General features: G+C 65.0%; 14 protein-coding genes. 9 read left to right on the top strand and 5 right to left on the bottom strand.

Annotated features, from left to right (window positions below):
- The first annotated feature begins 55 nt into the window (after nt 1-55).
- The gene (locus KFK14_RS10070; protein WP_246525038.1) at nt 56-364 is read left to right on the top strand and encodes an MTH938/NDUFAF3 family protein; all 309 of its coding nucleotides are present in this window, start codon (nt 56-58) and stop codon (nt 362-364) included.
- 123 nt (nt 365-487) lie between these two features.
- Here the strand turns inward: KFK14_RS10070 and KFK14_RS10075 are convergent, their stop codons facing one another.
- The gene (locus tag KFK14_RS10075; protein WP_212610689.1) at nt 488-1,660 is read right to left on the bottom strand and encodes a glycosyltransferase; all 1,173 of its coding nucleotides are present in this window, start codon (nt 1,658-1,660) and stop codon (nt 488-490) included.
- Between the two features lie 86 nt (nt 1,661-1,746).
- Nucleotides 1,747-2,310 (bottom strand): helix-turn-helix domain-containing protein, encoded by a 564-nt coding sequence (locus tag KFK14_RS10080; RefSeq protein WP_070151409.1) that lies wholly within the window; start codon nt 2,308-2,310, stop codon nt 1,747-1,749.
- Nucleotides 2,311-2,401: 91 nt separating this feature from the next.
- Between KFK14_RS10080 and KFK14_RS10085 the strand changes: the two genes are divergently transcribed.
- Nucleotides 2,402-2,866, top strand: a complete 465-nt coding sequence (locus tag KFK14_RS10085; RefSeq protein ID WP_212611108.1) for a DUF6456 domain-containing protein — start codon at nt 2,402-2,404, stop codon at nt 2,864-2,866.
- A gap of 155 nt (nt 2,867-3,021) precedes the next feature.
- On the opposite strand, the gene KFK14_RS10090 is transcribed toward KFK14_RS10085, so the two are convergent.
- On the bottom strand, nt 3,022-4,803 hold the full coding sequence (locus tag KFK14_RS10090) for an ABC-F family ATP-binding cassette domain-containing protein (RefSeq protein ID WP_212610690.1): 1,782 nt from the start codon (nt 4,801-4,803) through the stop codon (nt 3,022-3,024).
- Nucleotides 4,804-4,983: 180 nt separating this feature from the next.
- Here KFK14_RS10090 and KFK14_RS10095 point away from each other — a divergent pair, with 180 nt between their 5' ends.
- The 4 genes from KFK14_RS10095 (at nt 4,984) to KFK14_RS10110 (ending at nt 8,459) form a co-directional block, all read left to right on the top strand.
- Nucleotides 4,984-5,724: an SIMPL domain-containing protein gene (locus KFK14_RS10095; RefSeq protein ID WP_212610691.1), complete on the top strand. Its 741-nt coding sequence runs from the start codon at nt 4,984-4,986 to the stop codon at nt 5,722-5,724.
- 269 nt (nt 5,725-5,993) lie between these two features.
- The gene (locus KFK14_RS10100) at nt 5,994-6,305 is read left to right on the top strand and encodes a hypothetical protein (RefSeq protein WP_070151415.1); all 312 of its coding nucleotides are present in this window, start codon (nt 5,994-5,996) and stop codon (nt 6,303-6,305) included.
- A 36-nt stretch (nt 6,306-6,341) separates the two neighbouring features.
- Nucleotides 6,342-7,007: a response regulator transcription factor gene (locus KFK14_RS10105; protein WP_070151174.1), complete on the top strand. Its 666-nt coding sequence runs from the start codon at nt 6,342-6,344 to the stop codon at nt 7,005-7,007.
- 147 nt (nt 7,008-7,154) lie between these two features.
- Nucleotides 7,155-8,459, top strand: coding sequence for a sensor histidine kinase (locus tag KFK14_RS10110; protein ID WP_212611109.1), 1,305 nt, complete (start codon nt 7,155-7,157; stop codon nt 8,457-8,459).
- A 188-nt stretch (nt 8,460-8,647) separates the two neighbouring features.
- Here KFK14_RS10110 and KFK14_RS10115 read toward each other — a convergent pair whose 3' ends face one another.
- Nucleotides 8,648-8,917, bottom strand: a complete 270-nt coding sequence (locus tag KFK14_RS10115) for a hypothetical protein (RefSeq protein WP_212610692.1) — start codon at nt 8,915-8,917, stop codon at nt 8,648-8,650.
- Nucleotides 8,918-9,494: 577 nt separating this feature from the next.
- On the bottom strand, nt 9,495-9,773 hold the full coding sequence (locus tag KFK14_RS10120) for a chorismate mutase (protein WP_070151178.1): 279 nt from the start codon (nt 9,771-9,773) through the stop codon (nt 9,495-9,497).
- A 101-nt stretch (nt 9,774-9,874) separates the two neighbouring features.
- On the opposite strand from KFK14_RS10120, the gene KFK14_RS10125 reads away from it, so the two are divergent.
- Genes KFK14_RS10125 through hrpB form a run of 3 tightly spaced genes read left to right on the top strand, consistent with a single transcriptional unit; the run spans nt 9,875 to nt 13,819 of the window.
- Nucleotides 9,875-10,888 (top strand): polyprenyl synthetase family protein, encoded by a 1,014-nt coding sequence (locus tag KFK14_RS10125; RefSeq protein WP_212610693.1) that lies wholly within the window; start codon nt 9,875-9,877, stop codon nt 10,886-10,888.
- 60 nt (nt 10,889-10,948) lie between these two features.
- Nucleotides 10,949-11,356: a VOC family protein gene (locus KFK14_RS10130; protein ID WP_212610694.1), complete on the top strand. Its 408-nt coding sequence runs from the start codon at nt 10,949-10,951 to the stop codon at nt 11,354-11,356.
- A 6-nt stretch (nt 11,357-11,362) separates the two neighbouring features.
- On the top strand, nt 11,363-13,819 hold the full coding sequence (gene hrpB, locus KFK14_RS10135; protein ID WP_212610695.1) for an ATP-dependent helicase HrpB: 2,457 nt from the start codon (nt 11,363-11,365) through the stop codon (nt 13,817-13,819).
- The last annotated feature ends 34 nt before the right edge of the window (nt 13,820-13,853 follow it).

Consider the following 13,853-nt stretch of genomic DNA (forward strand, 5'->3'; position numbering starts at 1 on the left):
CGACGAAGCGCCTGCGGGACCGATCGTCACCGGTTTTTCGGGGCGGGGTTTCCGGATACGCGACACCGTGTTTCCCGGCGGCCTGCTGTTGACGCCGGAAAGCGCCCTGCCGTGGGAGGATTGCCCGGCGGTGGAGGCGTTGACGCCGGGCGCGCTCGGCTCCCTATGCGATATCGATCCGGCGCCGGAATTCATGCTGCTGGGCACGGGCGGCGGCCTCATCCAGCCGCCCCGCGCTTTCGTGCGGGCGATGGAAGAGCGGGGCATTGGCGTCGACGTGATGGACAGCCGCGCCGCCGCTCGCGCCTGGGGCGTGCTGCGCGCTGAGCAGCGGTGGATCGTCGCGGCGTTGATGCCGCTTTGAGGTTGAGCCTCAACTAGATCCGTTCGCCCTGAGCGAAGTCGAAGGGTTCGCCTCAGTGTAACGAAGGCGCTTCACTGCGTTCAGCGTTGCCCTTCGACTTCGCTCAGGGCGAACGGAGACGGCTCAACCCTTCCCCGCAATCCCCTGCAAATGCTCCAGCAGCCCATCGCCATTCGCCTGCCAGGTGAAGCGGAGCGCCGTTTCCCGCACGGCCGCCGGATCGGGCGGATTATCGATCAGGGATCGGATCGCCAGCGCAATCGCCTCCGGTTCGCGGTCCACGATATGGCCCGCTTCCGGCCGGTCCATCAGTTCGCGCGCGCCGCCGACATCGCTGATGACGATCGGCCGCCCGCAGGCCAGCGCCTCGACCCAGGCATTGGCCAGCCCCTCGGACGCGGAGGGCAAAGCCATCACATCGGCGGCGGCGAACAGGCGCGGCAGTTGGTCATGCGATACCGCGCCAAGGAAGCCGACGCGGTTCGACACACCCTCCGCCTCCGCAAGCTGCTCATAGCTGCGCCTGTGCGATCCCTGACCCACCAGCATCAGGGTGACGTCCGGCAGATGTTTCAGCGCCCGGATCAGCAGCTCCTGCCCCTTGCGCGGTATCAGCGCGCCAACGCTCAGCACCACGGGGCCGGAAAGCTGAAAACTCTCCTTGGCGGAGGCGCTGTCGCCGGGCTGGAACCGGTCAAGATCAACCCCGGTATAATGGACCCGTATGCGCTCGCCATCCATGCCGAGCGAGATCATGGACCGGCGCATCGTCTCGGACACGGCAAGCAGGCCCGCCGCTGCATCCGCCGCCTTCAGCACCGCCCGCCGGGTGGAGGGCAGCTTGCCCCAATAATGGATGTCGGCCCCGCGCGCCTTGACGGAGAAGGGAATGCCCAGCTTCTTCGCGATCCGCGCGGCAACCGGTCCGTCGGGATAGAAGAAGCTGGCGTCGATGACGTCGAACGGCTTCTGCCGGTGCAGCTTGCGTACCAGCGGCAGGATGGCGCGGGTCATGAAGGCCACGTTCATCGCGCCGCTGACCTTGGGGATCACGGTAAAGCGTGGGCGATAGACCGTCAGGTCGCGCCAGAACTCCATGCGCGGAATGTAGCGCAGCTCCTTGTACGGCGCGGCCATGGACAGGGGCCAGGGCGGAATGCCGATCGGCGCGACCACCGTCATTTCGACACCCGGCCTTCCCGCCAGCTCGCGCGCCTGCCGTTCGACGAATACACCGAAATTGGGTCTGCTCACATCCGGGAACAGGGTGGAGAGCATGAGGACGTGAAGCGTCATGGGGTGAGCTATACCAGCGTGGATCAACGAGCGTTAGATGCGCAAACGCAACAAGCCGTGCCCATGCGTCCTGTCATGGCGATTTTCTACAACCGGCGGACCAGCCGGGACACCACCGCAGCCCATGGTGGATCGTTCACCACCTGTTGGCGCGAACCTGCTTCGAGCGGCAGAAGCTGCAGCTTGTCGCCCTCCCGCCCGATCAGCCGGCCGAACAGGAACCGGCCACCGGGGCGGGGCACCAGCATGTCGCGATTGAGCGCGGAGCCATAGCTGTCCGGCGCAAGCTTCTCGCACCACAATTCGTCGCCCGCGCGATATTCGCCCAGCGACGTCGCCAACCGGACACCCACCATATCGGGCGCGGGGAGCGGCGGCGCCATCATCAGCGGCTGGGTAGGGGCCTTCGCGCCCTCCTGACCCAATAATGCCGCCACGGGCAGCGATTCCTGACCAGGCATGTCCACCAGATCGGCGGCGGTCACTTCAAGCGCGGCGGCGATGCGGTTCAGCCAGTTGACCGAAACGGTGCGGGTGCCGGTCTCCAGCCGTCCGATGGTCTGCGCGGTGGTGGGGGGATCGCATCGTTCGGCGACCTGCTCAAGCGTCAGCCCCTTGGCTTTGCGCATGTCACGGATACGTGTGATCATGATGATCTCCATAACCCATATGGTTTTTATTCTTTCCTACATTTTGCCGGGCGTGGCAAGCGATCTGCGGCGGATGGAAAGGACGGACGATATGACCCAATCGGCGCAGCATGTGGAACGCAGCGTGCAGGATCAGCAGGGGCAACCGCAACATGTTCGGGTCAATCTGGGTGAATCTCCGCTCTCCTGGCTTCATGCGCGCGGCAGACTGAGCGATCGGCAGTTCCTGGCAGGGGAAGCCATACGGCTGGACTGGGAGAAGGCCGGACTGGGGCCACGGATAACGATGCGGTGGGACGCGGCTCCGCTATCAAAAGCGCGCCGTGGCGCCCCATCGGCGGCGGATCCAACATTGTCGCAAATGTCAGCGCGTAACCGGTTCGACGGCGCGATCGCGATGGCCGGGCCGGGGCTTGCCGATGTGCTGTGGCGTGTCGCCTGCGCCGAAGGATTGGCGGCGGCCGAAAAGGCGCTGGGCTGGCCGGCCCGCGCAGGCAAGCTTGTGCTCACGCTCGCGCTGGACAGGGTGGCGGAATTTTACCGGATACCGGATTAGCTTGCCGATCGAACAGGGTTTGCCATGTTCAGAGGGGGTGTGCTCCTGCGAAAGCAGGAGCCCAGTTCGGAGCTTGCAACTGGGTTCCTGCCTTCGCAGGAACATGCCACGTTTTTGACCTGTCCAAACAGGCTGAAAAGCAGCTTCCTCCCCCTCTATCCCGCCATGCCCTCCGCCTTCTCGGCCAACTCCAGCCAGCGCTCCTCCGCAGCGTCCTTCTCTGCGCGGGCCTGCTCTATCGCCGTGGTGAGCGCGGCGAACCGGCCGGGATTTTTCGTGCAGAGTTCGGGATCGGACAGCGCCGTCTCATCCTTCGCGATGCGCGCTTCGATCTCCTCAATCTGCCGGGGCAGCATTTCCAGATCGCGCTGGTCCTTATAGCTCAGCTTCGTCCGAGTTCTTACGGGCGCAACGGGTTCGGCCTCCGCCTTCTTGGCGGTCTTGGGCGCATTCCGCTGCCGCCGCTGCTTCACCCAGTCCTCATAGCCGCCGACCACGATATCGACGTCGCCCGACCCGTCCAGGCCCAGCGTCACCGTCACCGTCCGGTCGAGGAAATCGCGGTCATGGCTGACGATCAGGACAGTGCCGTCATAGTCGGAAATCACCTCCTGCAGCAGGTCGAGCGTCTCCAGGTCCAGATCGTTGGTCGGCTCGTCCAGCACCAGCAGGTTGGACTCGCGCGCAAATTCCCGCGCGAACAGCAGCCGCGACCGCTCGCCGCCCGATAGCGTCCCGATCCGCGCTTCGGCCAGCGACGGATCGAACAGAAATTCCTTCAGATAACCGTGCACATGCTTGCGTACGCCGCGCACGTCGATCCAGTCGCCGCCCTCGGCCAGCACCTCGCGCACCCGCTTTTCCGGGGCCATCAGGCTGCGTTGCTGATCGATGAAAATCATGTCCAGCGTCTTGGACAGGGTGACGGTTCCGCTGTCCGGCTCAAGCTCGCCGGTCAGCAGCTTCAGCAAAGTCGTCTTGCCCGCGCCATTGCCGCCCACCAGGCCGATCCGGTCGCCGCGCCGCACCCGCAGGCTGAAGTCGCGAATGACTGTGCGGTCTCCGAAACTCTTGCCCGCATGCTCGGCGGTGATGACGCTCTTGGTCTTTGACCCGTCGCTGGCCACCGCGATCTTCGCCGTGCCCTGCGGCCCGACCATCGCCGCCCGTTCGGCCCGCATCTCATACAGCTTCGACAATCGCCCCTGGTTGCGCTTGCGCCGGGCGGTGACGCCGCGCTCCAGCCAGTGCGCCTCGATCTTCAGCTTCGCGTCCAGCTTTTCCGCCGCGCGCGCTTCCTCGGCATAGACGGCCTCCATCCACGCCTCGAATCCGCCAAAGCCGATCTCGTTGCGGCGGATGCTGCCCCGGTCCAGCCACAGCGTCTGTTTCGTCAGCCGCGTCAGGAATGTCCGGTCATGGCTGATGACGACGAATGCGCCGGTGTAGCGGTTGAGCCAGCTCTCCAGCCAGTCGATCGCCGCAATGTCCAGATGGTTGGTCGGCTCGTCGAGCAGCAGCAGGTCCGGTTCACTCGCCAGCGCCCGGCAGATCGCCGCCCGCCGCCGTTCGCCGCCGCTCGCCGTCGCCGCCTCGCGCGACAGGTCGATGCCGAGCTGGTCGGCGATCGCCTCAATCTCGTGCAGCGGCGGCGCGTTGTCGCCGGACAGGGTGAAGTCGCGCAGCGTTGCGAAGGGGCGGACGTCCGGGTCCTGTTCCAGCGTGATGATGCGCGCGCCCGGCTGGACCGACCGCGTGCCCTCATCCGCCTCTATGCTGCCCGCGAGCAGTTTCAACAGCGTCGTCTTGCCCGCGCCGTTGCGCCCGATCAGCGCCAGCCGGTCGCGCTGGCCGATGAAGATGTCCAGTCCCCTGAACAGCCACTGGCTGCCTTGATTAAGGCCGAGATTTTCGAAAGAGAGAATGGGTGCCGCCATGCCGGAGCAGCTAGGCGTTTGGCCGGTGCGGGGCAAGTACCACCCTCGCATTCCCCTTCGCTTTCGCAATGCTGCAAGGACGGGTCAGCCGCCATTCAGCCGTCATGACGCTATGGCAATGAAACTTCCACGGCCGGTCGAGGGTTCGGGCGGCTGGAAGCCTGTAAGGAGTCGATGAACATGAAACTGGCCGCATTCGCCCTTTGCACCGCGGCGCTGGGCGCCGCCATTCCGGTCGCCGCGATGGCGCAGACCAGCGTCAACATCGCTGATCAGGGACCGGTCGTGACGCTGAACGTCACGGAAAGCGTGGAGGCCGCGCCCGATGTCGTCAATGTCGGCACCGGCGTAGAGACCCGCGCCCCGACCGCGAAGCAGGCGATGGCGGATAATGCGCAGCAAATGACCGCGCTGATTGCCGCCCTGTCGAAAGCCGGGATTGCGAAGAAGGACATCCAGACCAGCGGCGTGCGCCTGAACGCGCAGTTCGACTACAGCCCGCGCAACCCGGACGGGACGCAGGCCCCGCCGAAATTCATCGGTTATGAGGCGTCGAACCAGCTTTCGGTCACGCTGCGCGATGTGAAGAAGGTCGGCGATCTTCTCGACCGCATGGTGGAGGCGGGCGCGACGACGATCAGCGGGCCGAACTTCGCCATCGACGATCCCGCGCCGCTGCTGGTGCAGGCGCGCGGGGCCGCGCTCAAGTCCGCCAGGGCGCAGGCCGATTTCTACGCGCAGGCGGCCGGATACCGGTCCGCGCGCCTGCTTTCCATCTCGGAGAGCAACAGTGGCGGCAATCCGCCCATGCCGATGATGGTGCGCAGCTTCAAGGCCGACGCCGCCGCCTCGACGCCGATCGAGCCGGGCCAGGTTTCGGCGTCCGTAACGCTGACCGTGCAATACGCGCTGGAGAAGTAGCGAAAGAACCGTCATCCCCGCGAACGTGGAGCCTTCGTAAGAAGGCCGGCCTCTTTTTCCGTTCGCCCTGAGCTTGTCGAAGGGCCGTACTTTCTTTGGTAGTTTCGAAAAGGAAGTGCAGGGCTTCGACAAGCTCAGCCCGAACGGAGGCATTTCTTGATCCTTCGCGGGGATGATGGGGTTGGGATCGGGTCGGCTAAACTCACCACCCAACCCGCGCAATGCTCCATTCACCACCTGTTCAATGCCGCGCGGCTATGCCATTCACCATGTCCATGCCCGGAAAACTCCTGATTGGCGGTTTCTTCGCCGGCCTTTTCCTGACTGCGGTGTCGCCGCAGGCGGATGCGCTCGGCCGCCGCGATGAGCAGGATGAAGCGCGCCGCGCGATGCTGGACGGGCAGATCATGCCCTTTTCCATCCTGAAGCGCAGGGCGGACGCCGCCATGGGTGACGCCACCTATCTGGGACCGGAATTCTTGCCAAATAACCGCTACCGCCTCAAATATGTGAAGGACGGCCAGGTTGTCTGGATTGATGTGGACGGGCGCACGGGCGATATCATAGGCCGGGCGCGCTGACGCGGAACCGGTGAAAATTGAAGGAAAAGGGGCCATATGCGGCTGCTGATCGTTGAGGATGAGCCCAGTCTGGGCCAGCAATTGAAATCCACGCTGATGGGGGCGGGCTATGCCGTCGACCTGGCGACGGACGGAGAGGATGGCCATTTCCTCGGCTCGACGGAAAATTACGACGCCATCGTCCTGGACCTTGGCCTGCCGGAGATTGACGGCCTGACCGTGCTCGACCGCTGGCGCAAGGAGGGCAAGACCTTCCCCGTGCTCGTCCTGACGGCGCGCGATAGCTGGTCGGACAAGGTGGCGGGGCTTGATGCGGGCGCCGACGATTATCTCGCCAAGCCGTTCCAGAGCGAGGAACTGATCGCCCGTCTGCGCGCCCTCATCCGCCGCGCTTCCGGCAATGCGTCGAGCGAGCTGATCGCGGGTGACGTGCGCCTCGACACCCGGTCGGGCAAGGTCACGCTGAACGGCGAGCCGGTAAAGCTGACCGCGCAGGAATATAAGCTCCTGTCCTACCTGCTCCACCACAAGGGCAAGGTCGTCAGCCGCACCGAGTTGATCGAACATATTTACGATCAGGATTTCGATCGCGATTCCAACACGATCGAAGTGTTCGTCACGCGCATCCGCAAGAAGCTGGGGCCGGACGTGATCACCACGATCCGCGGCCTCGGCTACAGCCTGGAAGAACCGGCGCATTAGTCGCCCACCTTTCCCCGTTCGTCCCGAGCGAAGTCGAGGGACGGGGACTAGGCGCAGCGTGTCTCGACTTCGCTCGACACGAACGGCTTGATGAACGATTCCGTCGAAAATCCCCCCGTCAAATCCACCGGCTCGCTCAGCCGGCGGATGATCGGCATCGCCGCGCTGTGGATCAGCGTGCTGCTGATCGGCGGCGGCGTGGCGCTGGACCGGGTGCTGGCGGATGCGATCACCCGCAATTTCGACGACGGCATGAATTATGTGCTGACGGCGATGATCGCCTCGGCCGAAATCGGGCCTGATGGAGAGGTGCTGTTCAATCGCGCCCCTGCCGACCAGCGCTTTCTGGAGCCGAACAGCGGCCTTTATTATCAGATCAGCGCGCCGGGGCATGAGGACTGGCGCTCCCGCTCGCTGTGGGACCGGGCGTTGAAGGTCAATGCCGACCATATCGACCGGGATTTCCACGCCTATAACAGCAAGCAGTTTCCGGGCGAGGACCTGCGTGTCATGGAGCGGACGATCATCCTCCCGGGGTCGCAGTCCCGCTGGACCTTCATGGTCGCGCAGGCGCGTTCCAGCCTGGACGATCAGATCGCGGCGCTGCGCTCCACCCTGTTCGAAAGCTTCGCACTGCTCGCGCTCGGCCTCATCTTTCTCGCCGGGGTTCAGACCGTCTACGGCCTCCTGCCGCTGCGCAAGGTGCGCAAGGAAATCGTGCGTATGCGCGGTGGTCAGCAAAGCCGCGTGACCGAACCGATGCCCGCCGAAGTGTTGCCGATGGTCGAGGAACTGAACGCGCTGCTCGCCCATAATGAGCGGCAGGCGGAGGAGGCGCGGACCCATGCGGGCAACCTCGCCCATGCGCTGAAAACGCCGCTGACTGTCATCATGAACGCCGCCACGGCGCAGTCGCCCGATCTTGGCGACACCGTGATCCGAGAGGCGACGACGATGCGGCGGCAGGTCGACCACCATCTCGCCCGCGCCCGCGCCGTCGGCCGCCGAGGTGCCGCGCAGAGCCGGGCGGAGGTCTGGCCCAGCCTGCAGGCGGTCGAGCGCGCCGTCGGGCGGCTCTATCCCGAAGCCCGCATCGACATGGATGGCGACAAGGAAGCGAGCGTCCGCGTGGAGCGGCAGGACTTGGACGAACTGCTCGGCAACCTCATTGAAAATGCCGCAAAATATGGCGGCGGCAGCGTGTTCGCCACCGTCACGCCCGCCGACGATATGGTGGAGATACTGATAGAAGATGACGGCGCAGGCATCCCCGCCGCCGACCGCGTCCGCATATTCGACCGCGGCGCGCGGCTGGATTCCGGCAAGCCCGGCACCGGCCTCGGCCTCGCCATCGTGCGCGATGTTGCCGAAATCTACGGCGGAACTGTCACGCTTGAGGAAAGCGAGGATCTGGGCGGGTTGATGGTGCGGCTAAGATTGCCTGCGGGGTGAGTTTTTGTGCTGCGGCTTGCCTGCCTCAATTTTTATCCCGTCATTCCCTCGCAGGCGGGAACCCATCTCCCCTCTTACGCCTTGCATGCCCAAGGCCCATTGGGTCCCCGCCTGCGCAGGGATGACGAAAGGGGTGGATAGCGGACTGGCGGCTTACGGATGCGGCGACAGGGAAAGCTTACGGTCGTTCAAGCGATAGTTTCGATGCTGACTAACCTAATGTCCCCGTCAAACGGTTCGATGTATGCAGCGATAACGTCTGAAAACTCGTCAGTTAGATTAAGGCTCTTGGGATCGTAGTCGTTCTCCGATACCAGCCGCAGCATTTTGCCATCCCACCAACAAATCACATTCTTCTCATGATGGTAATGCGTCCGAAACTCTTCGGTGATGTCCTGAGCCGCCTGTTGACCGGCCGTGACAGGCACGCCATCGCACTCCAATGTGATCCGATACACGACTACCTCCCGCTGCTCTCCTCGAGAATAGCGACCGCTTTTGACTTACGCCATCACATCAATTTTCGTCCATAAATGGTCGCACCAAGCCGTTCGCCCTGAGCTTGTCGAAGGGCTGCACTTCCCCCGTTCAAGAAGAACAGGGCTTCGACAAGCTCAGCCCGAACGGAAGATAGTGTCGCGATACAACCCCGCCATTGCGCGGCGGGCCTTGCCATTCCCCTGTCCTACATCCCGGCGTTCATGCTTCGCTGCCGCGCATGAAGCCGCACGCCAGACCCGTCCTGCATTCCCCTACGCCCATGACCGGGAGCCTGTTCCGGATGCGGCCCGGCTGCGACGCAGGCGCGACGCGGATGAGACGGACATACGACCTACATGAGACGCAAATGAGACGTGGATGCGACGCAAGTGAGACCAACATGAGACGCAAGTGCGACGTGGATGAGACTTAGGTGAGACCTACATGCGACTTTTGTGCGACCAACATGCGACTTCCGGGCAAAAACACGTCGCAACCCGCAACTTCCGCAACTTCGCCCTCAAACAGCGTCGCCGCCGCCCGGCAAAGCGCCGTCTATCCCTCCCGCATCCTCTCATGATGCCGGATCACCTCATCGATGATGAAGCGCAGGAATTTCTCCGTAAAATCCGGGTCCAGCTTCGCGTCCAGCGCCAGTTGCCGCAGGCGCGCGATCTGCCGTTCCTCGCGGCCCGGATCGGCGGGGGGCAGGGCATGGGTCGCCTTATATTGGCCCACCGCCTGTGTGACCTTGAATCGCTCCGCGAGCATGAAAACCAGCGCCGCGTCGATATTGTCGATGCTCTCGCGGTAGCGTTGCAGCGTCTCGTCCAAGGCCGTCTCCGTCGTTTCGCCCGGCTTTTTGCCGGATATGGCCGCGCAGGCAAGCTATTCCGCTTGCCTAATGCATTTTGCATCGCCACATCGGCGTCGATATGACCGCTACGATCCATCGCCTTGGCCGCGATCAGGCCCCTTCGCTCGAACCCATGATGGCGCTGGTCGCGGAGGATATGAACAGCGTCAACGCCGTCATCCTGGACAGGATGCAGTCGCGCATTCCGTTGATTCCCGAACTGGCCGGTCACCTGATCGCCGGCGGCGGCAAGCGGATGCGGCCGATGCTGACGCTGGCGAGCGCCCGGCTGCTCGACTATTCCGGCACGCGCCATCACAAGCTGTCGGCGGCGGTGGAGTTCATCCACACGGCGACCCTGCTGCATGACGATGTTGTTGACGGTTCGGGCCTGCGCCGTGGGCGCAAGACGGCGAACATCATCTGGGGCAACAGCGCCAGCGTGCTGGTCGGCGATTTCCTGTTCAGCCGCTCTTTCGAGCTGATGGTCGAGGACGGCTCTCTCAAGGTATTGAAAATCCTCTCCAATGCCTCGGCAGTGATCGCGGAGGGGGAGGTCAACCAGCTTACCGCCCAGCGCCGCATCGACACGGATGAGGAACAGTATCTGGAGATTATCGGCGCCAAGACCGCTGCGCTTTTTGCCGCCGCCTGTCGCATCGCCGCCGTGGTGGCGGAGCGCGACGAGAAGCAGGAGCAGGCGCTGGACGCTTATGGCCGCAACCTCGGCATCGCGTTCCAGCTTGTCGACGACGCGCTCGATTATGAATCGGATGGCGCGACCATGGGTAAGGATGCAGGCGACGATTTCCGCGATGGCAAGGTGACGTTGCCCGTCATCCTCGCCTACGCGCGCGGCAGTGCGGATGACCGGGCGTTCTGGAAAGCTGCGATCTCAGGACATCGCATATCCGACGAGGATCTTACCCACGCCACCGGCCTGCTGCGCAGCACGGGCGCTATCGCCGATACGCTTGCCCGCGCCCGTCACTATGGTCAGCGGGCCATCGACGCACTCGGCATGTTCGGCAATGGCAAGGCGAAGGCGGCGCTGATCGAGGCGGTGGAGTTCGCGATCGCGCGGGCATACTGACCTGCGGCGGGATGGCCTACGCTTCCCGCTGACGCTAAAGGTGGCGGGGAAGGAGAGCCGATGCGCATAAACGCCCTCGATCATATCAACATCCGCACGACGCGCTTTGGCGAGACGCTGGATTTCTATCGGGACACGATTGGGCTGTCCGTCCGGCCCTCGCCGGTGGTTTCGGATATTTCGGAAGGGGCGTGGATCTGCGACAAGAGCGACCGTCCCATCATCCATCTGGTGCCCGCCGGGCAGACGGTGCGCGCGCTCGGCAGCATGGAGGTCGATGATGACGACGCCACCGGCACCGGACCGCTCCATCATGTGGCGCTGGACTGCGGCGACTATGAGACGTTCCGCGCGCACCTTGAGGCGTCGGGTCGGGAACTGCGCTTCAATGACATCCCGCAGGCAGGGCTTCGCCAGATATTCGTGCGCGATCCCAATGGTCTGCTGGTCGAACTGAACTTCCGTTAGGATGCCATGCCGCTTCCGATAGAGGCCGTTCTTCCCGATATCCGGTCCGTCCTGCGCGCCGGGTCGAACGCCGTGCTCGTCGCGCCGCCGGGCGCGGGCAAGACGACTGCGGTCGCCCCGGCCTTGCTGGAGGAGCCGTGGTGTGCGGGGCAAATCCTGCTGCTCTCGCCCCGCCGCCTCGCCGCCCGCGCCGCCGCAGAGCGCATTGCGGAGCAGATGGGCGAACAGGCTGGGGGTCTGGTTGGCTATGCCACAAGGATGGACAGCCGCCAGTCGGCCCGCACCCGCATCCTCGTTCTGACCGAAGGCATTTTCCGCAACCGGATACAGGATGATCCTGAACTATCCGGCGTCTCGGCGGTGCTGTTCGACGAAGTGCATGAGCGCAGCCTGGACAGCGATTTCGGCCTTGCGCTGGCGCTGGATGCGCAGGGCGCGCTGCGTCCTGACCTGCGGCTTGTCGCCATGTCGGCGACGCTGGACGGAGCGCGTTTCTCCACGCTGATGGACGGCGCGCCGGTGGTGGAGAGCGAAGGCCGCATCTTCCCGCTCGATCTGCGCCATATCGGCCGCGCCGGTGAGAAGCGGATAGAGGATGACATGGCCGCCGCCATCCGCCGCGCGCTGGGCGAGGAAGGGGAGGGCGACCTTCTCGCCTTCCTGCCCGGCGTCGCCGAGATTGAGCGGACGGCCGAGCGTCTGGACATGTTGCCGGCGACCGTCGCTATCCACCGCCTGCACGGATCGCTCGACCCCGCCGATCAGCGCGCTGCGATCCGCCGCGCCGCGCCCAGCGCGCGCAAGGTCATATTGGCGACGAGCATAGCCGAAACCAGCCTGACCATCGATGGCGTCCGCATCGTCGTCGACAGCGGCCTCGCCCGCCGTCCCCGCTATGACCGCGCGGCAGGCGTCACCCGTCTTGTCACGGAGAAAGCCAGTCAGGCGGCTGCTACTCAGCGCGCGGGCCGTGCTGCGCGGCAGGGGCCGGGCGTCGCTTACCGCCTGTGGGAGTCGGCGGCGACCAGCGGTATGCCGCCCTATGATCCGCCCGAAATAGTGGAGCGCGACTTGTCCGCCCTGCTCCTGGATTGCGCCGGATGGGGCGTCGCTGACCCGGCGAACCTCAAATGGCTGGATGCCCCGCCGCCCGCCGCCGTAGATGAGGCGCGCACGCGGTTGCAAACGCTCGATGCGCTGGATTCGGATGGCCGCATTACCGCGCATGGACGGGCGCTGGCGGCTTTGCCCGTTGAACCGCGCATCGGGCATATGCTGGTGCGGGCGGGGGAGATGGGTCTTGGCAAAATGGCGGCGGAGGTCGCGGTCTTGCTTGGTGAGCGCGGCCTTGGCGGCAGCGATACCGACCTGACGGCGCGGCTCCAGCGCTGGCGGCGGGAAAGCGGCAAGCGGGCTGAGGCGGGCAGAGGTCTTGCCCGGCGTTGGGCGGCCATGGTCGTTCAGCCCAACGCCGACGCCGCCTGGACATCGAACGGCGTAGGCATGGCGCTCGCGCTGGCCTTTCCCGACCGGGTGGCGAAACGCCGTTCCGCCGATGGGGCCGACTGGATCAGCATTGGCGGCCGGGGCTTCCGTCTCGATCCGCTAAATCCTCTCGCCCGTGAGGCGTGGCTTGCGGTTGGCGAGGTGCAGGGCAGCGCCGCTGGAGCGCGCATCATCTCGGCCGCGCCGCTGGATCAGGCGGCCGTCGAAACCCTCTTTGCCGGCCGTATGGAGGAGAAGCGCATCGTCCGCTTTCGCCCGGAAACACTGGGTGTGGAAGCGGTGCGGGAGCGGCGTCTGGGCGCGATCCGGCTGTCCTCCGGGTCTGACGACAGGCCCGATCCACAGGCCGTTTCGGACGCGCTGCTGTCCGGTGTACGAACCGGTGGCATCGACTTGCTCCCCTGGTCGGAAGCGGCCCAGTCGCTGCGCATGCGCGCCGCCTTTGCAGGGATAGCCTCCCTGTCCGATGAGGGCTTGTCGGAAACGCTGGAGGAATGGCTCCCGCCCTTGCTTGCGGGTATCCGCCGCTTACCGGACATCGACCGCTCGGCCTTGTCGAACATGCTGGAAGGCGTGATCGGCTGGGATGGCAAACAGCAACTGGACCGGCTCGCCCCCGTCAGTTTCACATCGCCGGCCGGGAGCAGCCACGCCATCGACTATGCGGCGGAGGGCGGGCCGCGCGTCGAGCTGCGCCCGCAGCAGCTTTTCGGGCTGACCGAGCATCCTTGCGTCGGCAGCGCGCGCATTCCCCTTGTCCTCAGCCTCACCTCGCCCGCCGGGCGGCCGATCCAGACTACGCGGGACCTCCCCGGTTTCTGGGCCGGGAACTGGGCTTCGGTCGCGAAGGAGATGCGGGGGCGCTACCCGCGCCACCCCTGGCCGGACGATCCCGCGAAGGCGTCCGCAACCCTGCGGACAAAAAATGCGGACGCGCGGCTTTCCGGCAAGGCTTGACGGGACTCGGCTGTTTGATGCAACGCAGCGCAAC

It is taken from the genome of Sphingobium phenoxybenzoativorans (genome assembly GCF_018286635.1).
Taxonomy (GTDB): domain Bacteria; phylum Pseudomonadota; class Alphaproteobacteria; order Sphingomonadales; family Sphingomonadaceae; genus Sphingobium; species Sphingobium phenoxybenzoativorans.